The 19,008-nt window shown below is 71.7% G+C and carries 22 protein-coding genes; all 22 read right to left on the bottom strand.

The features are described 5' to 3' along the window. Positions 1-155: 155 nt before the first annotated feature. Complete coding sequence (locus ACFRU2_RS37455) at positions 156-2,075, bottom strand: ParB/RepB/Spo0J family partition protein (protein ID WP_382980710.1); 1,920 nt, start codon at positions 2,073-2,075, stop codon at positions 156-158. Positions 2,076-2,500: 425 nt separating this feature from the next. After that, complete coding sequence (locus ACFRU2_RS37460) at positions 2,501-2,935, bottom strand: hypothetical protein (protein ID WP_382980712.1); 435 nt, start codon at positions 2,933-2,935, stop codon at positions 2,501-2,503. 111 nt (positions 2,936-3,046) lie between these two features. Next, positions 3,047-3,451, bottom strand: a complete 405-nt coding sequence (locus ACFRU2_RS37465) for a DUF6573 family protein (RefSeq protein WP_382980775.1) — start codon at positions 3,449-3,451, stop codon at positions 3,047-3,049. A 56-nt stretch (positions 3,452-3,507) separates the two neighbouring features. Further along, on the bottom strand, positions 3,508-3,834 hold the full coding sequence (locus ACFRU2_RS37470; protein WP_382980714.1) for a hypothetical protein: 327 nt from the start codon (positions 3,832-3,834) through the stop codon (positions 3,508-3,510). A gap of 874 nt (positions 3,835-4,708) precedes the next feature. Then, positions 4,709-5,608 carry a methyltransferase gene (locus tag ACFRU2_RS37475; protein WP_382980716.1) on the bottom strand — a complete coding sequence of 300 codons (900 nt, stop codon included), beginning with the start codon at positions 5,606-5,608 and terminating at the stop codon, positions 4,709-4,711. 183 nt (positions 5,609-5,791) lie between these two features. Continuing rightward, positions 5,792-6,073 (bottom strand): hypothetical protein, encoded by a 282-nt coding sequence (locus ACFRU2_RS37480; RefSeq protein WP_382980717.1) that lies wholly within the window; start codon positions 6,071-6,073, stop codon positions 5,792-5,794. 78 nt (positions 6,074-6,151) lie between these two features. After that, a complete protein-coding gene (locus ACFRU2_RS37485) occupies positions 6,152-6,622 on the bottom strand; it encodes a hypothetical protein (RefSeq protein ID WP_382980719.1) in 471 nt (156 codons plus the stop codon). Positions 6,623-7,429: 807 nt separating this feature from the next. After that, positions 7,430-8,380 (bottom strand): hypothetical protein, encoded by a 951-nt coding sequence (locus ACFRU2_RS37490; RefSeq protein ID WP_382980721.1) that lies wholly within the window; start codon positions 8,378-8,380, stop codon positions 7,430-7,432. Between the two features lie 89 nt (positions 8,381-8,469). After that, positions 8,470-9,357 (bottom strand): hypothetical protein, encoded by an 888-nt coding sequence (locus tag ACFRU2_RS37495; RefSeq protein WP_382980723.1) that lies wholly within the window; start codon positions 9,355-9,357, stop codon positions 8,470-8,472. A 179-nt stretch (positions 9,358-9,536) separates the two neighbouring features. Next, positions 9,537-10,292 (bottom strand): hypothetical protein, encoded by a 756-nt coding sequence (locus ACFRU2_RS37500; RefSeq protein ID WP_382980724.1) that lies wholly within the window; start codon positions 10,290-10,292, stop codon positions 9,537-9,539. 295 nt (positions 10,293-10,587) lie between these two features. Then, complete coding sequence (locus tag ACFRU2_RS37505; protein WP_382980777.1) at positions 10,588-11,022, bottom strand: DUF2742 domain-containing protein; 435 nt, start codon at positions 11,020-11,022, stop codon at positions 10,588-10,590. 82 nt (positions 11,023-11,104) lie between these two features. After that, positions 11,105-11,530, bottom strand: a complete 426-nt coding sequence (locus tag ACFRU2_RS37510; protein WP_382980726.1) for a hypothetical protein — start codon at positions 11,528-11,530, stop codon at positions 11,105-11,107. Positions 11,531-11,762: 232 nt separating this feature from the next. Continuing rightward, positions 11,763-12,476 (bottom strand): hypothetical protein, encoded by a 714-nt coding sequence (locus ACFRU2_RS37515; RefSeq protein ID WP_382980728.1) that lies wholly within the window; start codon positions 12,474-12,476, stop codon positions 11,763-11,765. Between the two features lie 368 nt (positions 12,477-12,844). Continuing rightward, positions 12,845-13,504 (bottom strand): hypothetical protein, encoded by a 660-nt coding sequence (locus ACFRU2_RS37520; RefSeq protein ID WP_382980779.1) that lies wholly within the window; start codon positions 13,502-13,504, stop codon positions 12,845-12,847. Positions 13,505-13,509: 5 nt separating this feature from the next. Then, positions 13,510-13,998 (bottom strand): hypothetical protein, encoded by a 489-nt coding sequence (locus ACFRU2_RS37525; protein ID WP_382980729.1) that lies wholly within the window; start codon positions 13,996-13,998, stop codon positions 13,510-13,512. An 11-nt stretch (positions 13,999-14,009) separates the two neighbouring features. Next, positions 14,010-14,732, bottom strand: a complete 723-nt coding sequence (locus ACFRU2_RS37530) for a hypothetical protein (protein ID WP_382980731.1) — start codon at positions 14,730-14,732, stop codon at positions 14,010-14,012. After that, positions 14,729-15,322 (bottom strand): hypothetical protein, encoded by a 594-nt coding sequence (locus ACFRU2_RS37535; protein ID WP_382980733.1) that lies wholly within the window; start codon positions 15,320-15,322, stop codon positions 14,729-14,731. The genes ACFRU2_RS37530 and ACFRU2_RS37535 overlap by 4 nt, the downstream gene beginning before the upstream one ends. A 125-nt stretch (positions 15,323-15,447) precedes the next feature. Then, the gene (locus ACFRU2_RS37540) at positions 15,448-15,840 is read right to left on the bottom strand and encodes a hypothetical protein (RefSeq protein ID WP_382980735.1); all 393 of its coding nucleotides are present in this window, start codon (positions 15,838-15,840) and stop codon (positions 15,448-15,450) included. Positions 15,841-15,918: 78 nt separating this feature from the next. Next, positions 15,919-16,635 (bottom strand): NUDIX domain-containing protein, encoded by a 717-nt coding sequence (locus ACFRU2_RS37545; RefSeq protein WP_382980737.1) that lies wholly within the window; start codon positions 16,633-16,635, stop codon positions 15,919-15,921. Positions 16,636-16,692: 57 nt separating this feature from the next. Beyond that, positions 16,693-17,169 (bottom strand): hypothetical protein, encoded by a 477-nt coding sequence (locus tag ACFRU2_RS37550; RefSeq protein WP_382980739.1) that lies wholly within the window; start codon positions 17,167-17,169, stop codon positions 16,693-16,695. 121 nt (positions 17,170-17,290) lie between these two features. Next, positions 17,291-18,130 carry an AAA family ATPase gene (locus tag ACFRU2_RS37555; protein ID WP_382980741.1) on the bottom strand — a complete coding sequence of 280 codons (840 nt, stop codon included), beginning with the start codon at positions 18,128-18,130 and terminating at the stop codon, positions 17,291-17,293. Then, on the bottom strand, positions 18,130-18,828 hold the full coding sequence (locus tag ACFRU2_RS37560; RefSeq protein ID WP_382980742.1) for a GGDEF domain-containing protein: 699 nt from the start codon (positions 18,826-18,828) through the stop codon (positions 18,130-18,132). Before ACFRU2_RS37560 ends, ACFRU2_RS37555 begins: the two co-directional genes overlap by 1 nt. Positions 18,829-19,008: the final 180 nt, after the last annotated feature.

Below are 19,008 nucleotides of genomic sequence, written 5' to 3' on the forward strand. Positions count from 1 at the left end.
GGTTCCTTGTGTTGGGGGGGGGGGGGGGGGGATGGGGGGGGGGGGGGTGGGGGATGGGGGGGGGGGGGGGGGGGGGGGGGGGGGGGGGGAGGCCCCCCCCCCCCCCCCCCGGCCGGGGCAGGCCCGTCAAGGAACGGGCCTGCCCGATGCCGCTGCTACTCCTGCTCGCCGTCCTCCTGGCCGTTCTCGGCGGGCGCGTCCTCGCGCCCCTCCGCCTCGTCCGGCCCCGCGTCCGTCTCGTCCTCGGCCTCGGGGTCCGCGTTCTCTACCGCCCCGGCCGGTTCCTCGTACTCCTCATCTGTGTCGTCGTACTGGTAGTCCTCTTCGCCGTCGTCGCCGTCGTCGCCGGACTCCTCGTCCTCGTCGGGGGCGGGGTTCTCGGCCTGCCGCGCGGCCCTGGCCGCTTCCCGCTCCTCGCGCTGCCGCTCCTGCTCGGCCCTGCGCTCGGCCTCGGCCTCGGCCTCCTGCTCGGCGGTGGCCACCGTCTCCGCCTCGACCTCCGTCACGCCGTATCCGTGGTGCTTCAGGAAGCTGATCCACTCGGCGGTCGCGGGCCTGATCCGTCCGCGCACCGAGGGGCCGTGGTGGTAGTGGGGCTCCCCGCGCCATGCGTCGTCCTTCATGTGCTCGGCCTCGAAGTAGCCCGCCACGTGCGCGAACAGCGTCCACCAATACCGCTTGCTCGCGGTCTTCTTGAGCAGAGAGGTGATCACGTCCTTCGGCTGACGGGTGAGCCGCTCGTCCCCCAGGAACTTCGCCAGCATCGCCCCGTGCTCCTGGCTCCCGACGTAGTGCACGTAGTGCCCATCGCTCACGAGGAGCGTCCGCATGATCAGGTCCTTGACGTCGGCCGGGGCCTCGCCCTTGTCCTTGCACATGTCCGCGATGTGGGCCTCCCGGCCCTCCCGGGCCGTCCTCCACGCGAGGTTGTTCACCTTCACGCGGCGGCGCTCCTCGCGCACGGCCTCGGCCTTGGCGTCCGCCTCCTCGTCGGGCTCGCTGTCGCTGTCGTCGCCCTGGGCGGCCCCGGCAATCCGGTGGCCGCGCTTCTTCCAGTCGACGCACAGCCACACCACCTCGGCCGCGTCGGGGTCGATCGCGGCGGCGTGCCCCTCGCAGGTCTCGCTGTGCCCCTGCTCGCTCATCGGCATACCGATGCCGCTCACCAGCTCCTCCAGCGGCCGGGCGGGGCTGTAGGACCAGTTCCACACCCAGTGGACGGTGTTGACCTTCTTCTCGGCCAGTTCGGCCTTCAGGGTCTCGATCCGCTCGGTCCGGGTCTTCTTGGCGCGCAGCTCCTGCATGGCGGTCTTCCACGCACCCCGCTTGGCGTTGCCCTCCTGCTCGTCCTTGGCCTTGGCCCGCATGAGCGTGACCTGAGCGTTGGACACGTCCTTGACCTCGTCGTAGTCGCCCAGCTCGACCCAGTCGAATTCGATCTCCTCGTCCCGGAGGTCTTCCAGGGTCTCCGCGTCCATCTGCGCGACCTTGTGGGCCGCGTCCAGCTCCTCCTCGGTGCGGCCGATGGCGGCGGCCAGGCTGCGCTTCCGGGCCTTGGGTACCTTCTTGGCCTTGACCAGAAGGGCGAGCTGCTCGGCGGCGTCCACGTCGTCCTGCGCGCTCGCCTGGCGGCGGTGCAGGTTTTCCACCATCGAGACGGTCAGCGCCTCGTCATCGACGCCGCGCAGGTCGTCGCGGATGATCGCCGGGATCTTCCGGTACTCGCGGCCCTCCTGTGCGGCCGCGCTGGCGACGCGGAACGCGGCCAGGGTGCGGCGCTGGCCGATCACGATGCCGAGCTGTCCGTCCCGCTCGCCCTCCTGCGGGCGCAGGATGATCGCCTGCTGAACGCCGACCTCCTCGACGCTGGCGATCAGAGCCGCGTCGGGCTCGGTGGTGTCGCCCTCCTCGCGCTTCTTGCGGTGGTTGTACGGGTCGACGATGACCAGCTTCTCCGTGCCGCCGTCGGGGTCGAAGTCGAGCGGGTCGATCGCCACCAGGCGGCCGAAGACTGCCGGTTCGGCCGCCTCGTTCTCGGGGGTCTGTTCCGTCTGCTCGGTCTGCGTCACGGTCACGTTCGTGCCTTTCGTTCGTACGGGTTTCGAGTGGTGGTGCCGGTCGGGGTGCCACCCCCTTCCAGCAAGCTCAATATTACCAGAATTAGACCGGATCGCCTAGCAAAAAGGGGGTCCTGACCAGGGTTTTTCCAGGAACTGAGGGCGACCCGCGCCTCCCCTCCGGGCCGGTCCGCCCCGCTTCCTTGCCAGCCGCTTTTGGTGGCCCCAAGCCGGGGCCGGCGTCCCTGTGAGGGCTGAGCCCACGGCGGCGGGGGCCCGTCGCGAACGCGCGCCGATGCCCGCGCAGGAACGGCGCGGCCGTCGTTCTCGACAGCCCGCCCCTCGGCCGGCGCGGGGGCGGAGGGGGCGACGGGCTGCCGTCGCGTCCGGCGGTTACCCCGCCCGGTCCGGCCGGAGGCACCGGCCGGACCGGGCGGGGGTCTTCACCAGCGGACGGGCTCCCGGCCGGGGGCTGAGGTCTCGACCCACTCGATGCCGCCGCTCGGCGTCACCTGGATCTCGCCGCGCTCGCCGCCTTCGCCGTGGAACTTCAGCTCGCTGACGACTTCGTGACCGGCTGCCAGGCAGAGCTGGACGAACCTGGCGAGCGGCTGGTGGATCGCTCCGCTCTTGGAGACGTGAGACACCGCGAGCGCGCTGACGGTGACCGGCTGCGCCTGGTCGAGCGGCACGTCCTTCGGGATCAGGGCCCACACGCCCACGATGTCGGACCAGGGGCCAGCGGCGTCCGGGTCTTCGACGCCGGGGGCCAGGCAGAAGATCGGCAGATCCGGCCCCTGCGTCAGGGGCAGAAGTGCGGGGAAGGGGATGGGCGGGGTGACCTGGACGGTTCCCTCAACGCTGTATTCGTAGCCCATGTGGGGCGCTCCATTCCGTGCTCGGTTCGGGTTTCGAGGGGGGCCGGTCGGGGTGCCATCCCCTTCCGGCCGGGGGCGTCCGGGGCGGCCTGGTGGCCGCCCCGGGTCGCCTCACTGCGGCAGGTGCTCGCTCGGGCGCATGATCGTGATGACGCGCTCGCCGTTGTCGCCGGGCGACGCCTCGGCCACCAGGGTCACGCGCTGCGGGTCGCGGCTACGGCCGTCGACCGGGACGCGGTAGAGGGAGAACGCGAGCCGGGGCGGGCGGCCGGACCCTGCGGCGGCCTTGATCGCCCGGGACGCGGTGATGAGCAGGTCCCATTCCCGCTCGGCGTCGTCCAGCCGGATGCCGGTGTCCCACCGGTACGTGTCGGGGACGGCGATGCAGTCCGCGTAAACGGCCTCGGTCATGGCCACCGGGGCGGGGAACTCGACCTCGGCGGCAATGCCGGGGTCGGCCTCGATCAGCGCGCCGGTCTCGATGGCGTGGGCGCGAGTGGTGACGGTGCCGGTCATGGTGCTCACTGGGTGCCTCTCGTTGTGCGTACGGGTTTCGAGGGGGCCGGGGCAGATCAGAAGTGGTCGGAGTGGACGGCGCTGTGCGCGCCGGAGAAGGTGGCAACGACCTTCAGCACGTTGCCCGCCTCCAGGAGCAGGGCGCGGCCCTCGCGGCCCTCGAACTCCTCCACGTGCATGGTGTGGGCCTTGGCGGCCTGAAGCAGGGCGTCCATCTCGGCGGCCAGCGGGGAGGATGCCCGGACGGTCACGATCTCGGGCGCGTAGTGCGCGTACGCCTTCGTGCTCCAGTCCAGGACCACGGTGTACGACCGCAGACCCGCCCGGCGGGCCGCGCGGTGACGGGCGCGGATGGTCTTGAAGGTCTCGATGAGTGCGCGCATTGGGTGCTCCTCGGTGGGTTTCGAGTGGTGGTGTCGGTCGGGGTGCCACCCCCTTCCAACAAGCTCAATATTACCAGCGTTGGACCGGATCACCTAGCGGAAAAGGGGGTCTGACCAGGGTTTTTCTCGGAAGTTCCATGATCTTTTAGAGGGCGTCCGGGCCCCGCCGACCCCCCTCCTTGCCAGCCGCTTTTCCCTCCCCCGGCCCCGGGCCGGCCCGCACCCCTCGACGTCGCGCAGCTCCTCCTGGCCCTCCTCGACCTCAGCCCGTGGACGGTCACCACGGCGGCGCCGGCACCTGGGCACGGCGCTCCACTCCCCCACCTCGGCCACGACGGACTTCAGCCCGTCCCCCGGTCCCCGGGGGGCGGGCGTCCGGAGGAGCCCCCCGGGGCTTCGCGCAAGGGAGCTTGCGACCGCAGCCCGCGCGCAGCGCGGGCCGCAATAAGGAGGGCCCCCAGGGCCCGACGACTGCGGCGCACGGCCGGATCGCACCGAAGGTGCGATGAGACCCCACACCGGCCCGCAGGCCGCGGGAACCGGCCCGCACCCGACAACGGCGCCGCACGCCGCGGGACAACCCCGCGATGCCCGGGGCCTGTCGTCTATTCCACCTGGGCGGTCCAGCGCGCCCTGGGCGCTGGCGAGGGGTCTGGGGGCGAGGAGCCACCAGTACCCGGCCGAAGGACGGGTGCACCCCGGGCGGTACTGCGCACCGGCCGCACCCCGCACGGCGAGGCCGGCGCCCGCGACCGGGCACCACCACGGCGCTCCGCGCCCGGCCCGGCCACCCCCGGCCGGCCGCCGCCCACCGCGCACGCGGCCCCGCCCCGGCGGCCCGTACGGCGGGGGTTCCGCCGTACGGGCGGCACTGTCAGATGTCGAACAGGCCGATGGTGCCGGTGGTCGGGTGGTCGCCCGCGTCGAACGCAGCCATCTGGGCGGCCTTCGGCCGGGTGGTGAACTCGACGGCGGACATGGTGCGCCAGTCCTTCGCGGGGGCGGCCTTGGGGGCCGTCGTGGCGGCGGCCTTTCGCTGGGTGAGGTCGGCAACGACGATTTCGGTGCGCGGGGCTGCGTCGCGCCACTCGTCGATGTACTGGGAGGTGTCGCCGCTGCACCCCTGCTCCAGGGTGATTCCCGTCTGTCGCTCGAACCGCTCGTACTGGACTCCCCGGGCCTCCTCCCGCGTCCGGCATCCGCTGTGGCGGAAGGGGGCCGATTCCTGGGGGATAAGGAAGACGCCGTGCCGGGCCACTTCGGCGGCGATGTCGATGACGTTGTACTCGAACCGGCTGCCGGTGTAGCGGGGAGCCGTGCGCCCGCCGCGCGATACCGCCCCGTACGGCGGGTTCGAGATAGCCACGTCGAACGGGCCCCCCAGGTCCATGGTCGGCACGTCGAAGACGTCGGCGCAGATCCATGTCGCCTCGGGCAGGACCTTGCGGCCTACGCGGACGTACTCCGGGTTCTTCTCGATGCACACGATCTCGCGCGCTGCACCGTGGGAACCGAGGTAATGCCTCGCGGTCCAGGCCAGGCGGCCGATTCCGGCGCACAGGTCGATCACCCGGTCTTTGCCGAATGCCTCGATCACCATGTCTACGGCGAGACCGGCGGGGGTGAAGAACGCGCCGTCGAGCCGTGCGGTCCCGTCCTCCATCAGGTTGTCGAGCACGAATTCCCGCTCTTCGGGGGTGAGTTCGCGGTCCAGCTCGATCAGGCCCTGCGCCTTGCGGTGCTGGGTCGCCTGCTCGGTGGTCATCTTCGCCATGGGGTCCGCCGTTCCGTTCGGGTTTCGAGTGGTGATGTTGGTCGGGGTGCCACCCCCTTCCAACAAGCTCAATATTACCAGGATTGAGCCGGATTCGGAAGCCGTAAAGGGCTTCTGACCAGGGGATTTCTGGGACTTACCGGGGTTCCGGGCCGGGCCGCGCTGGCCCGACCCGGGACGGACCTAACGGCGCTCGGGGGTGTAGGTGCGGACGACTTCCAGCACCCGGAAGATGTCCTGTCCGTCTCGGCGGACCTTGGCCAGCGTGTAGGGCTTGGGCTCGCCGTCGCGCAGCATGGTCACGCCGGGCCTGGCGGCGCCCTCCGGGGACTCCGGGAGCGGGATGCGCTCCCAGTGGGAGCCGAGGATGGAAAGCCATTCGCTGTCCAGGAATCCCCACGCGTACCCCTCGGCGCGGGAGCGGTCAGGGTGGAACACGTCCTGCGGATAGATGTCTGACGCCATGGTGCGTTTCTCCTTGAACGGTTTCGAGTTGCCGGGGCGGCGGTGCCATCCGCCGCCCCGGCGGGGTAGAGAGACCTGTCAGCCGTTGAAAATCTCGCTCAGCTTCTTGGTCGCGTGGATGATTCGCCCCTGCTTGTCGATTCGGTAGACGTCGAATTCGGCACGGACGTAAAGGGCGATGTCGTGGGCGCAGTACCACTTGCGCTCGCCGGAGACCTGCACGAAATACTTGCCGGAAAGGTGGCATCCCGTCGTGGTGCTGAATTCGCAGCGCGGGCGGCGGACCAGCGAAACGCGCTCCCGCTTCAGGAGCACAAGGGCGTCAGTCCAGACGTTGCGCTTGCACGAGCGGCAGACGCGCATTCCCCGTTCCACGCCAGCGGCGCGCGCGTCCTCGTACGAGGCGTAATACTCGTCGGCTACGACGTATTCGCACACCGTGTTGGCACAGTCCCAGTTGGCGCATCCCCCGGTCCAGTAGCCGGGCGTCTGCGCGGCCTTCTCGCGGAGCTGCGTTCCGATCTGGGCGGTGGTGAGCTTCGCAGTCATGTCGTCTGCCTCCGTGTGGTGCGGGTTTCGAGTGGTTCTCGTTGTCCGGGGTGCCACCCCCTTCCAACAAGCTCAATATTACCAGCGTTGGACCGGATCGCCTAGCGGAAAAGGGGGTCTGACCAGGGCTTTTTCCGGAAGTTCCATGATCTTTTAGAGGGCGTCCGGGCCCCGCCGACCCCCCTCCTTGCCAGCCGCTTTTCCCTCCCCCGGCCCCGGGCCGGCCCGCACCCCTCGACGTCGCGCAGCTCCCCTCTCACCCCTCTTCGACCTCAGCCCCTCGCGGTCACCACGGCGGTGCCGGCGGATGACGACGAGGCCGTTCTCCTCGCCCCGGCCCACCACTCAGTCCAGCCCGTCCCCCGGTCCCCGGGGGGCGGGCGTCCGGAGGAGCCCCCCGGGGCTTCGCGCAAGGAGCGAAGCGACGCAGCCCGCAGGGAGCGAAGCGACCGGAGGGCCGCAATAAGGAGGGCCCCCAGGGCCCGACGACTGCGGCGCACGGCCGGATCGCACCGAAGGTGCGATGCCCACCCGACAACCCGCGGCCGCACCGGATGCCCCCACCCCCGGCGCCTGGGGAGCGCGAGGGGGCGGCGCGAGAGCGCCCCTCGCAACCCGGCCGAAGGACGGGTGCCGTCGCACGGCGCCGCCCGTCTGGCTCCGGGCTGACGGTGCGTGGTCGTCGCTCGCGTGGAGGACTCGCCGCTGCGTGCGCGGTTCGCCGCGCCTCGTCGGCCTGTCGGCGCCCTGCCCGGCCCGGACAGCGCGGAGGGGCGGAAGCTGGTCGCTTCCGCCCCTCCGTGTAACTCAGTGCCAGACGGCTCTGCCCCAGCGGACGAACCAGTACCGGGTGCGCCCCTTCCGGAGGTTGACAGCAGGGCCCCCGCGGCGGCGGCGCGCTCCCCGGTAGCGGCCGTGTACCTCGTCGGCGGGGACTGCGAGGGCGGCCGCGGCGGTGAAGTGGACCCGGGACAGATGGTCGGCGGCGGTCTTCCGTGCGCTGTTCCACCGGTCGCCGGGGGTGAGCGCGAGGTGGGCCCGGTCCAGGATGGTCCGCGCGGCGGCCAGCGTGGCGGTGCTGATGGCGGCCAGGGCGGCAGCTCGGTCCAGGGCGGCGCGGGCAAGCTGGTTGGAAGCGAGGCACGCGGCGGAGTCGCATCCCCGGCATTCGAGGTCGGCCCGTACGGCGGACTCGTCGGGTGCGGGCGGCAACGTCACGAGGATGCCGCGGGAGTGGTCGAGCAGGGCCGCGACGCCTTCCGGGCCGCCCGCAGCGTGGTCAACCGGCTCGACGGAGCTCTCGTGCAGCGCGTCAAGGAGCGCGATACGGGCGGCCGCCGTGGCCCTGTCCAGGCTGGCGGCCGCGACGGCGCGGAGCTCGGCGCGTGTGCAGACCTCGGCCGGGGTGCAGGAGCAGCACGCGGGATCAGCGGGATCGGGCTCGGGCTCCGCGGCCGGGAAGATGACAACGGACTCCACAGCCGCCCGGCCCGGATTCTGGACGGTGGGGGTTCGCGCAGCCTGGTGTCCGGCGTCACGGATCAGGCTCGCGCACTCCAGGAGCATCCTGCGCCTGCGGTGGATGTGCCCGCCCGTCAGGTGCTCGTGGGCGTCGCGAGGTTCGCACCAGTAGGTGAGGACCAGGGCGGCGTCGTCGGCGGTCGGCCGGAGGGTGAATCCGTCGCGGCCGCTGGCGACGGGGTGATGTCCGGCGGCGGCCAGCAGGGCGGTGATGCTCGCGACGGAGGGGTTTGGCACGCGCGTGTTCATGGTCTTCTTTCGGGTCGGTGTCGGGTTTCGAGGGGCCGGGGCGGCGCAGCCATGCGCCGCCCCGGCCATTGCTGGCGCTACGAGATGGGCGCGAGTCCGGCCGGCTGCCAGCGGACGGGCCAGCGGTCACCGAAGTCGACTGCGATCCGGCGGGACCGCTCCGCGATGAAGGTCTCGATCTCGGTCACGCGGCCGGTCTCGGGCTCGGTGCCCTCGTCGGGGAGCTCGCCCTTGCGCCGCACGGTGTCGCCTACCGACCACCACACGGCGCCGTCGTCGTCGACGGCGGCGGGCAGGTCTGCCGGGGAGACACCGAGGTCTGCCGCTGTGCAGGTGGCGCAGCCGAGCCGGGTTCCGGCCTGGTACAGCAGCCCGTCCTCCTCACACCCCATGCACTCCCCCGGGGCGACGTAGCGCGGCTCCTGTTCGCGCACCAGGGCCCCGAGCGCTACGTGTGCGGGGTCCATGAGCAGGACGTACGGGGGCCGGTCGCCGGGCTCGGTTCCGGACACCACGACACGGCCGTTGTGCAGGGTCGTGATCCGGGTCAGGGTGACGGGCTGGTCGGCGAATGCGTCGGGGTAGCGCTCCCCCTCACCCCCGTAGAGGTACGGGGCGCGGTGCACGGGGCGGACCTGCCGGTATCCCTCGCGTTCGATCTCGGTCCAGCTGGCGAACCGCCATCCGGCCGGGGCCTGCGTGCGGCTGGCGCGGCGGCGCTCGATCTCTGCGGCCGTCGAGGCGCGGGCGTCGATCATGCGCACCAGGCGTTCGGCGGCCTCGTACTTGTGGGGGTGGTTGGTTCCGTCCGTACCGTCCTCGGCTCCGTACGCCCACCAGGGCGAGGAGCCCCGGCCCATCTTCCGTACCTGTCCGGCCGGTTCCGCTGCGCCGTCCACGTAGACGGGGGTGCGTCCCTTGCCGTCCGGCTTGCCGTAGCGGTATCGCGTCTCGATGTCGGTCATGTTCTGCGCCCTCCGGTGTGGGTTTCGAGTGGACTTCGTTGTCCGGGGCGCCACCCCCTTCCAACAGTCTCAATATTACCAGCAATAGACCGGATTCCCTAGAGGGGAGGGCTCCCGAGCAGGGCATTCACGCACGACCCCCCGCCTACCCGATTGAGGGCGCGGGGGGTCCGGACGTGTCAGCCGCGGCGCTCCTGGCGCTCACGCTCGTACCTGGCATGCCGGGCGAGCGTCTCGGGATCGTCGGACTCGATGAACACGTAGAACGCCTTCACGAAGCAGTCCGTGGCGAGGTTGGAGCCGTGATCGGCGTTGTACGCCTCGCCGATCGACTTCAGTTCGGCCTCAAGGTCCTTCAGGGCCTGCGTGCGGCGCCACCGGGTGACCGTCTCGCGGTGGTCGGCGACCTCCTCGGCGATCCACCCCCACTCCTGGGGGATGGCGTCGATGCCGATGCGGATGGAGCCGTAGCCGTCGCCGATCCGGACCCGGAATTTGATCTGCTCGGGCGCCTCGCCGACGGGGTCGAACCGGTAGGTTTCCAGCGCCTGAGACACCAGGCCCGCCCCTTCCTGCACGAGGGGGGCCCTGCCGACCTTGCGCGCCATCTTGATGTCCGCGCGGATGCCTGCGGCCCGCTCCTTCATCGACTGCCCGGCGCGGTACTTGGAGCCCTGGTGGTAGGTGTTGCCGTGCGAGTCGTAGCCGCGCTCGTAGATCTCGGCCCACATCCGCGCGCGCTCTTCGTGCACGTCTCCGGCCGCCTCCTTCAGCTTCGCCAGCAGGCGGCCGAGCATGTGACGGGCGGCGTCCTTTTCGCCCGCGTGACGGCACGTGCCCGATTGCTGGCAGATCGGTGCGGTGCACTCCTTGTCGATCACCGCCCGCAGAGCATCAATGCGGGTGCGGGTCTTCGACGCCTTGGGCTTGGGCATGAGGGCGTACTCCATCTCTTGGTTCGGGTTTCGAGTGGCTGGCTGGCCGGGGTGCCACCCCCTTCCAACAAGCTCAATATTACCAGCATTGGACTGGTCCGCATAGCGAAAAGGGGCCTCTGACCAGGGTTTTCCCCGGGGGCTCCGCATGCCGCACGTGCCCTCCGGGGTGAGCCGCGCCCCCTCCCTTGCCAGCTGCCTTTGGCCCGCCGCGACGGACCCGCGGACGGCAGATGGCCGGCCCCGCGCTCACCAGCGCCGCCCCGCCCAACATTGCGGTGTATGGGTGCCCGGCTCAGGCGGCGACCAGGTCAGCGGCGGGGTGGAGATAGCGGCCGGGCCGGCCGGGGATCGCGACGGGCGGCCAGCCGGGAGTAGCCCTCAGCAGGTGGGGCGGCCGATGGGTGCGGACGGCCTCCAGCTCCAGCTGGGTGCGCCTCCGCGCGAGGCGGCCGGCCAGGCGGCGCGCTTCATCGTTCGCCCCGGCAGTCACCTCCGCGTACCAGGCGGCGGGGTCCTCGTCGGCTAGCTGGTCCAGGCGCTGCTCCTCGGCGACCTGGCGGCGCCACCGCTCGGCGGCTTCGACGACCGCGGCGTACCGGCGGGGGTCGTTGGGCGGGAGCTGGCTCCACGCGAGCGATCCGTACGGGGGGACGGTCCAGTCCCGCGCGCCTTCGGCGAGCGTGGTGACCTGATGCTCGGCCCACAGCTGCGGGGCGTCGGCGGTCATGGTGTTCACGGGCTTCTCCTCCGGCGTCGGGTTCGAGTGGGAGGCCGGGGCGGCGGTGCCATCCACCGCCCCGGCCGGGCGGTCACGCGATCTCGTGCTTGTAGACCTCCTCCGCGTCGTCGACCAGGTGGTCCTCGCTCAGTCCGTACGCGTCGGCGAGGCGCCGGAGGTTGCCGACGTAGCAGGCGAGCGCCGCGGCGCGGTCCGTGGTCCTGGCGGGGAAGGGGCGCCCCGAGAGGCGGACGATGTGGAGCTGCTCCAGGTCCTGGGGGCTGAGCGCGTAGGTGCGCCCGAGGTGGAATGCGTCGGCGAGCGCGTCGCGGACGGCGATGGCCACCAGCTCCCGCGCGGTGGTTGCGCCTTCGCGGTCGCGGGCCTCGCGGGAGAGGGCGCCCAGGGGGCGCAGGGCCGCGCGGGCGGCCTTCACGGACGGGACGGGCCCGCGGGTTGCTTCCGGGTGGTCGAGCATCGCGGCGATGGCGGTGCGGGCGCGGCGAGCGTGGGTCAAGGGGTCCTCCAAGGGGTTTCGAGTGGTGGTGCCGGTCGGGATGCCACCCCCTTCCAGCAACAAGAACATTACCACCTTCCAGGCCGATTTGAAAGCCCAAAAGGTCACCTGACCAGGTGTTTCCTCCCCCGCCGGCACCCGCAAAGCAGCTCCCGCCGGCCCTTGGCGGGCCGACATCGGGGCAAGCGAAAGGCCCCGGCACAGGCGGCCGGGGCCTTTCACGTTCTGGCGCTCAGCCCTGCCCGACAAGCTCCCGCTGAACGACCGGGAGGGCGCCGCGTGTCTGCTGAGACGCTCCGCGCCGCCATTCCCGACAGCCGGTGCCCCGGCAGGGCGGCCGCGGGGATGTCCCTGACTCGCATCCCCGGTATCCGGCGGCGGTGCTGCACTTGGGGTCCTCCGCGCCAAGGACGCACAGGGCCCATGCCGCCTCGTCGAGTGACTCGGCGAACGCGGCGTCCCAGTTGGCCCGGCCGTAGACCTGCCCGATAGTTACCCCGACCTGTTTGGCGGCCTCGGGCACCGGGGTCTCCTCGCCGACCAGGTCGAGGAGCTGGGTGCGCTGTTCGGCGTTGAACGCCTCTTCGGCGAGTGCCCGTCGCCGCGCTTGGCTGTCCTGGCTGTGAGCATGTGTGCAGGCGGGGCACCGGCAGCCGACGCGGTACAGAGTGGATGCCGAGAACTTCTCGTGGTCGTAGGTAACCCTGATCGGCCGGTTGGCAATCCGGATCAGCTGCTTGCCAGTCCATGTGTGTTGGCGGCCGCCGCGTGCAAGGGGTCGCATCCTGCTGCCAGGCAACCAGCCGTGACCGACCATGCCGCTCACGCTCGTGGGAGCCAACTCCAGCAGCGCGGCGACCTGCCGAAGCGTGTAGATCCCCTCTGGGTTGATCTGGCTCGCGTACGGAGCCAGCGGGTGGGGCTGTGCGTTGCGGGACACCGTCATTCCTCTCCGGTCGATCCCCGCAGGCGCGGGGAGCACACGACTGAACAGCGAAGCCGCGTAAGGCTGTGAGGGACACCCCCGCGGGGGCGGGGAGCAAGAGAGACCGCAGCGAAGCCATGAACGGGCGCGCGGGTCCATCCCCGCGTCGGCGGGGACAAGGAGCATTCGACCGGCCGGAACGGTGAGTTCTGCAATCGGTCCACCCCCGCGTCTGCGGGGAGCAATGGGACCACCATACCGGCCCACTTCTTTGCGTACGGCCGGTTCCGTGGAGGTCGCGGAACCAGCCACGCGTACAACACGGCGGCCCGCACCGTCGCACAGGTGCGGGCCGCCGTGCCGGTCATGAGCTGTGCGCTCCGGCGGGATTATGTAGCCCCTCCGCTCCCGGCCGGTACAGGCGCAGGAGCGTGCACGTCGAGCCAGCGGGCGGCCGCGGTCAGATTCGGGAAGAACTGGCCGTCGAGCCTGCCGTGCTTCCTGAAGATCGGGGTTCCCTGCTCCCCCGGGGCCGGCGGGGACAGCTCGGTGAGGTCGTAGCTGACCGTGTAGGTCGCTCCGCCTCTGGGTCCGATGGCGGGTTCGATGACGCCGACGATGTCCTCTGGGGCCAGGCGCAACGCGTTGCGGCGCGCGACGAGGTACCACTGAGGATCGCCGGGCGGGTCGCACAGGATGCCGAGCCGGGGCGGGGGGCCCTGGTAGATCCAGACCTGGCCGACACGGCGGGGCTTGACCCCCATGCCCAGCCGGGTGGTGTCGTAGACCATGGGCCGTTCGGGGAGTTCGGCATCCAGCTTGGTCGCGGCGCCGCACTTCGGGCAGTAGATCCGGACCGTGAGCGCCTGGTACTCGTCGCCGTGTCCGCACGCGGTCTTGTCCTCGGTGCCGATCGGGCAGGAGTGGCCGCTGTAGGAGCTCTCGCGGACGGTGGTGTCCATCCGGTAGTCGACCTCCCAACCTGTCACCGTGCAGCCGTCGCGGTGCTCGGGGGCGATGTAGCTCAGGTGCGCGGCGAGCGCGGACATGCTGGTCACCCCTGCCCCGCAGGAATGCCGAGGTCGGCGTGAAGTGCCTTCAGCTCTTCGAGCTTGGGGCCGTCTTCCAGGACGAAGAAGCCTTCCAGCCCCATACCGATCACGTGGGCCTCCAGGACGGTCTTCGCGGTCGCCGTGCCGAAGCCGTTGAGGTAGGCGTCCAGGTGGACCGGGCGGCCCTGGGCGTAGCTGAGGGCGAGGTGCAGCAGCTTGTCGGCGCCGCCGTGGAGGTAGATCGACTCGTCTTCGCGCAGGGCGACCCAGTCGACTTCCGCGACCAGGACGCGGCTGCCCTCCGGGTCCTCCTCCCACACCAGGGCGGTGTGGCGGGCGAAGTCGGCCCGGCCGGGCAGGCCGGTGGCGTTGAGCAGGTGGGTGGCGGCCTTCCTCAGCTCGCTGCCGCTGAGCTTGGCGGCGGCTTCGAGGGCCTCGGTCATCTCTTCCTCGGAGAGGGATACCGGGCTGGGGGTGACGTCGTGTCGCATGGTGGTCCTTCTCAGCTGTTGGTGTAGTGGTGCAGGGCGTAGTCGTGCGGGCTGTTTCCGGTGACGGCCGCCGAGACCCGGCGCATGAAGGTCTGGTAGGCGTCTTCCTGCTGCGGGGTGAGGACGATCCGCTCGGGCGTCTCGCTGTTGGGGCCGGCCGCGGCGACGGCTTCGAGCAGCACGTCGGTGTCGGGCTGGTGCGGCAGTTGCCAGACGGACAGGCCCCGGACGAAGTCCTCGACCATCTGTCGGCCGTTGCCCTCACGGCCGGGGTCGGCCCATTCGTCGGCGATCTGCTGGAGGAAGTCCCCGAGCTGCGCGTGTCCCGTGCCGTCGATCGCGGTGCGGAGGTGGGCGAGGACGGCGGCCACCGTGGCGACGTCGCGCGGGTCGATATCGGCCGGGTAGAGCGGGGTGTGCTCCCACCGACCGTCGGGCGCGTAGAGGGCGTACTGTCCGGCGGGCCGCTCCCGGCTCGGCTCGGAGCGCCCGATGTTCGCGCCGGTGTGGCGCAGAGGCTCGGGCAGCGCCTGGAACAGGCGGTCCCACGCCTCGCGGGCTCCGGTTCCGTCCAGGCTCGGCGGCAGTTCCCACACGTCCTCGCCGCCCTGCTGGGCGGCACGGGCGTTCAGGTCGAGCTGGATGAGCAGCGGCTCCTCCATGCCCATGAACAGGGACAGCCAGTCCTCGTCATCGGGCAGCAGGACCCGGAGCCTTTCGGGAGCGTCGGTCATGCGCTGGCCTCCTTCACGGCCAGGGCGGCGAAGGGGTTGGGGGCCTCGCCGGAGAGGATCTTGCGGACGAGTTCGGCGACCTCGCGGGCGCCGTCCTCGGTAGCGGGGGCGGCAATCGGGTGGGGGGCCCCGCTGACGGCCTCGTCGATTCGGATGTTCCAGCCTCCGCTGGTGAGCGCGAGGGATACGGATGCCTGGCCCCGGTAGCCGAAGCGCGGCCCGTCGGGCAGGGGCTCGACGGCCACCCGCTCACCGGGTCGGACAGTCAGCCCCCTGGCGCCGAGTTCGCCGATCAGAGTGTCCCTCACGGCGTGCCGCTCGGTGCCGGTCAGCTCGACACACGAGGAGTAGCGGGCGGCCAGGGCGTCCAGGACGCCCACGGGCAGGCTCGTGACGGCGGCCCAGCCCTCGCGGTCGATGTGGTGCTCCTGGCCTGCCGTGTAGAGCTTGCTGAGCAGGTCTACGGCTTCGGCAAGGACGCTGGGGGTGTAGAGGACCCGGGAGCCGTACACGGGGCGGGCACTCTGTTCCTCGCGGGTCCATCGGCGGATGTCGATCTTCGCGGCATCCAGAGCGGTGGTATCGCTCATCGGCTGCTCTCTCTCCTAGGTTGTAGGGACGGGGGTCCGGGGCCGATGACTGCGGCCCCGGACCCCTACTGTGTCGTGCTGCGCAGACATTCCGGGCCGGATCAGGCGAGGACGGCCCGCAGGGGTCACGTTCGGGTAAGGGGGACCTGGATCTCGCGGTGGACGACTTCGGTCTCGATCTCGTTCACGCGCAGTACCCGGGCGATCTCCTCCGCGATGGCCACCGACCAGAGGACTCCGCGGGCGTCACCCACGGCGATCTTCACCAGGCGGGCGCGGGCGTCGGCGACGTCCTCCAGGAGAGCGACGGCGAGCATGGCGGTTTTGCCGACGAGCCGTTCGACGCCCGCAGTCGACAGGACCGTGTTCGCGATGTCGGGGTCCAGACCGGTGCGCTGCTCCGCGTCCGGGATCTGATCGGTTGCCAGGATGTGCCGGCGGATGTCCAGCGTGATGTCGTTCGGTTCCGCAGGGCTGCCGCGGTCGTAGCCGAAGGTGTTGATGGTGACGCGGACCATGGGGGTGTCTCTCCTTGGGTGGTGGGCCTGCCGGGAGCTTCCGGCAGGCCGGGCAGATCGGCGGGGCCGGGCGGCCCGCTACGAGCGGTTCAGGTAATCGAGGGCGCGGCGCAGCAGTGGGTGGTGCGCGGTGTAGAGGGTGCGTCCGGCGGCGGTGATCGCGGCTTCGAGCTGGTCGAGGGAGCCGGCGGGCCACCAGTTGGCGTCAATGGCGTCGTCCGCGGCGGTCGCGGCGACCTGCTCGGGCAGCTGGAAGAGCGCGCTGGTGGAGGCGACCCACGCGTGGTCCGAGGCCCGCCAGTCGTCGACGATGTCCCGGCCCAGGATCGTGGGGCGGTGGCCAGCGAGGTCAATGCCGGTTTCCTCACGCAACTCACGGACCAATGCGGACGGGGCGGTCTCGCCCGCGTCCACCATCCCGCCCGGGATGGCCTCCACCTCGATGTCGTCTCGGGTGATCAGCAGCACCCACCGCTGCCGTCCACTGCCCGCGACCACGATCGGGTCGGCGGCCGAGTTCTCGCCCCAGCGGCCCAAACTTCGGCCGGTCCGGCCGGTGCGGCCGTGGGGGTGCAGGGGCCAGCCCCGCGTGTCGAGCCGGAACGGTACGAGCGCGCCGGCCTGCCGCTGGGGCCAGTCGGTCACGTCGGCCGGGGTGGGAGCGGCCTCGGCCCAGTCGGGCACGTGGTGGGCCAGGGCCGCAGGCAGCAGTTCGGGCGGCGTGATGTCCGCCGGGGTGTACTCCGGCCAGCTCGCCGACCAGGAGCGCAGTCCGGCGGGGATGGGCTCGGTCATGGATTTCCTCTCTGGGTGGGGCCGCCTCGATGGCGGCGGCCCCGGGGTCAGGGGTGGTCAGTTGCCGAGGTAGGCGGCGGCGGCGTCCACGAAGTGGTCGTGGCTGGCCATTGCCTCCTGGCGGGCGCGGGTGAGGGCACTGGTATCGGTGTCCGCCCCGCGCAGGGCGTGGGTGGCGGTGACCATGGCGTCGGCGGCCTGGCGGACGGCCGGGTCGGTGATGAGGACCCGCAGGGCGACCAGGGGCCGGGTGACGGCGGAGCGGGTTTGGTGGGAGCGTGAACGCAGGTCGGCCTGACGGTCGGGGGCGACGCCCTTGAGCTTGGCGTCGCCGCGCACCCACATCGCGGCGCGGTGGTCGGAGATCGCGGCCGCCAGTTCGGTGACGGCCGCCAGGCGGTCGCGGCGCAGCGCCTCGCCGAGGGCGACACGCTCGGTGTGCTCGGCGGCCCGGCGCTGGTACCGGCCGGAGACGGCGGCGCCGGCCAGGGTGCCGAGTACGGCGATGACGGTGGTGAGGATCGTGCCGAGCATGGTGGTCCCCTTCGCGGAGCCGGTTTCGAGTCGTCGTGATGCCGGTCGGGGTGCCACCCCCTTCCAACATTTAGAACAATACCACCTCTCAAGGTCATTGAATAGGGGTTCGTCGCACTGGTCAGGATTCGCAGTGGGCGCACTCGCTGTCGTCCACCGGGCTGCCCTGGTGTGCGGCGGAGAGCTCGGCCACCGAGCGCACAGGGGTCCAGGCGGGACCCGGGCACTCATCGGCAGGGCAGGGAACGAGGACCTCGAACCGGTGGTCGAAGGGGTCGCCGTCGTCCATCCACCGCACGCGCAGCGATTCGGCTCCGGCGCCGAAGGTGCCGGTTCGAAACTGCGGGTCGCGGCTGGGGACGTCCCAGTCGAAAAGCTCTTCCGCCGCCCTGCCGAAGACGCGGCGCACCTCTGCCAGTTCGGAGGTGCGGGTCTCCTCGGCGGCGAGCCGGCGCAGGGCGGCCCCCAGGGCCGGGAGGTCGTCCGCCCGGACCACACGGTCGATGCCTTCGCGCTTCGGCTCGGCCGCGCCCAGTTGGGCGCCCTGGGCGTCGACGACGTGCGCGGGAACCCGGGTGGTCCCGGCGCGGGCGGCGTTGCGGGCGTGGGCGATGGGCAGCGGGGTGGTCATCACGACGGCGCAGGACAGGACGCCGAACTCGTCGGCGAGTTCGGCAAAGCGGCGACGCAGGGAGTCCTCGGAATGGGTGGCATCCACGACGGTGGTCAGGCCGAAGCCGAGCCGGGCGCGGAGGACGGTCTCCAGGGCCTGCCAGGCCGGGCCGTTGACCCGCTGATCACCGCGGTCGCCTGCGCACATCTCGCGGAAGTCGTCGGCGCGCAGAACCTGGTGCGGCTCGAACATCCGCGACAGCCGCGTCTTTCCGCTGCCGCTCGGTCCCAGCAGCAGGATCAACGCGGGCTCCGGGAGGGACTGAAGGGACTGAACGAGCTGGGCCATCAGGCGGCCTTTCGGGGGGTGAGGGCACGGGTGAGGAGGGCGGAGGTTCGCAGAGGCATGATCCGGGCGAGACGGCGGCCGCGGCGGCCTCGCCCCTTGGCCTGGTACATCTCGGCGTCGGCCCGCGCGAGCGCGGCGGACAGGCCGGGATCGTCGAGGCCGGCGGTGCGGGCGGTGCCGATGGACGCGCCGACGCTCAGGCTGAGGTCGCGGTGGGCGACGGGGGCGGTGAGCAGGGTGCGCAGTCGCGTGACCCGCGCGGCCAGACCAGGGGCGTCGGGAACGGCCACGGCGAACTCGTCGCCGCCGAGCCGCCCGGCAGTCGCTCCTTCGGCGACGGCCCACTCGGCCAGCCGGACGCCGACGGCCGCGAGTACCGCGTCGCCCGCCGCATGGCCGAAGCGGTCGTTGACCGGCTTGAACGCATCAAGGTCGACGAGGAGGACCGCCGCGGGGCCCGCCTCCAGAACGGCCTGGGCCTGCACGGTCCATGCGGACCTGGTGGGCAGGCCGGTGACCGGGCACGTGCGGGCCTGGGCGAGCTGGCCCTGGAGGGCGGCCACCTGGGCCAGCAGCTCCTCGGCGGCGGGCACGACCTCGGCGAGAGCGCTCCGCAGCTGCTGGGTGCTGGCGTCGGGGCGGCCGAGGTCGGCGCGGACACGGTCGAGCAGGGCGCCGGTCGGGATGGCGGGCTGCATGGTGGAAGGGGTTCCTCTCGGTCGGGGTGGGTTTCGAGCGGGCCCGGGGGGGGGGGGGGCCCCCCCCCCCCCCCCCGCCCCCCCCCCCCCCCCGCCCTCATTGCGTCCGCCTTTCTGGGGGGGTGGGTCTCTTATGGGGACTCCTCTTCCGCCCAGGTGGTTGTTGGGCGGGCCAGGAAA

This window comes from Streptomyces sp. NPDC056883 (genome assembly GCF_042788835.1).
GTDB classification, from domain to species: Bacteria; Actinomycetota; Actinomycetes; order Streptomycetales; family Streptomycetaceae; genus Streptomyces; species Streptomyces stoeckheimensis.

Bases quoted from the DNA above. Each gene is read 5' to 3' on its own strand.
- ACFRU2_RS37530 (WP_382980731.1), bottom strand. From the start codon at position 14,732: ATGACCGACGCTCCCGAAAGGCTCCGGGTCCTGCTGCCCGATGACGAG.
- ACFRU2_RS37480 (WP_382980717.1), bottom strand. From the start codon at position 6,073: ATGGCGTCAGACATCTATCCGCAGGACGTGTTCCACCCTGACCGCTCC.
- ACFRU2_RS37545 (WP_382980737.1), bottom strand. From the start codon at position 16,635: ATGACCGAGCCCATCCCCGCCGGACTGCGCTCCTGGTCGGCGAGCTGG.
- ACFRU2_RS37535 (WP_382980733.1), bottom strand. From the start codon at position 15,322: ATGAGCGATACCACCGCTCTGGATGCCGCGAAGATCGACATCCGCCGA.
- ACFRU2_RS37465 (WP_382980775.1), bottom strand. From the start codon at position 3,451: ATGACCGGCACCGTCACCACTCGCGCCCACGCCATCGAGACCGGCGCG.
- ACFRU2_RS37470 (WP_382980714.1), bottom strand. From the start codon at position 3,834: ATGCGCGCACTCATCGAGACCTTCAAGACCATCCGCGCCCGTCACCGC.
- ACFRU2_RS37520 (WP_382980779.1), bottom strand. From the start codon at position 13,504: ATGTCCGCGCTCGCCGCGCACCTGAGCTACATCGCCCCCGAGCACCGC.
- ACFRU2_RS37485 (WP_382980719.1), bottom strand. From the start codon at position 6,622: ATGACTGCGAAGCTCACCACCGCCCAGATCGGAACGCAGCTCCGCGAG.
- ACFRU2_RS37515 (WP_382980728.1), bottom strand. From the start codon at position 12,476: ATGACGGTGTCCCGCAACGCACAGCCCCACCCGCTGGCTCCGTACGCG.
- ACFRU2_RS37550 (WP_382980739.1), bottom strand. From the start codon at position 17,169: ATGCTCGGCACGATCCTCACCACCGTCATCGCCGTACTCGGCACCCTG.
- ACFRU2_RS37555 (WP_382980741.1), bottom strand. From the start codon at position 18,130: ATGGCCCAGCTCGTTCAGTCCCTTCAGTCCCTCCCGGAGCCCGCGTTG.
- ACFRU2_RS37505 (WP_382980777.1), bottom strand. From the start codon at position 11,022: ATGACCGCCGACGCCCCGCAGCTGTGGGCCGAGCATCAGGTCACCACG.
- ACFRU2_RS37460 (WP_382980712.1), bottom strand. From the start codon at position 2,935: ATGGGCTACGAATACAGCGTTGAGGGAACCGTCCAGGTCACCCCGCCC.
- ACFRU2_RS37475 (WP_382980716.1), bottom strand. From the start codon at position 5,608: ATGGCGAAGATGACCACCGAGCAGGCGACCCAGCACCGCAAGGCGCAG.
- ACFRU2_RS37525 (WP_382980729.1), bottom strand. From the start codon at position 13,998: ATGCGACACGACGTCACCCCCAGCCCGGTATCCCTCTCCGAGGAAGAG.
- ACFRU2_RS37495 (WP_382980723.1), bottom strand. From the start codon at position 9,357: ATGACCGACATCGAGACGCGATACCGCTACGGCAAGCCGGACGGCAAG.
- ACFRU2_RS37540 (WP_382980735.1), bottom strand. From the start codon at position 15,840: ATGGTCCGCGTCACCATCAACACCTTCGGCTACGACCGCGGCAGCCCT.
- ACFRU2_RS37500 (WP_382980724.1), bottom strand. From the start codon at position 10,292: ATGCCCAAGCCCAAGGCGTCGAAGACCCGCACCCGCATTGATGCTCTG.
- ACFRU2_RS37560 (WP_382980742.1), bottom strand. From the start codon at position 18,828: ATGCAGCCCGCCATCCCGACCGGCGCCCTGCTCGACCGTGTCCGCGCC.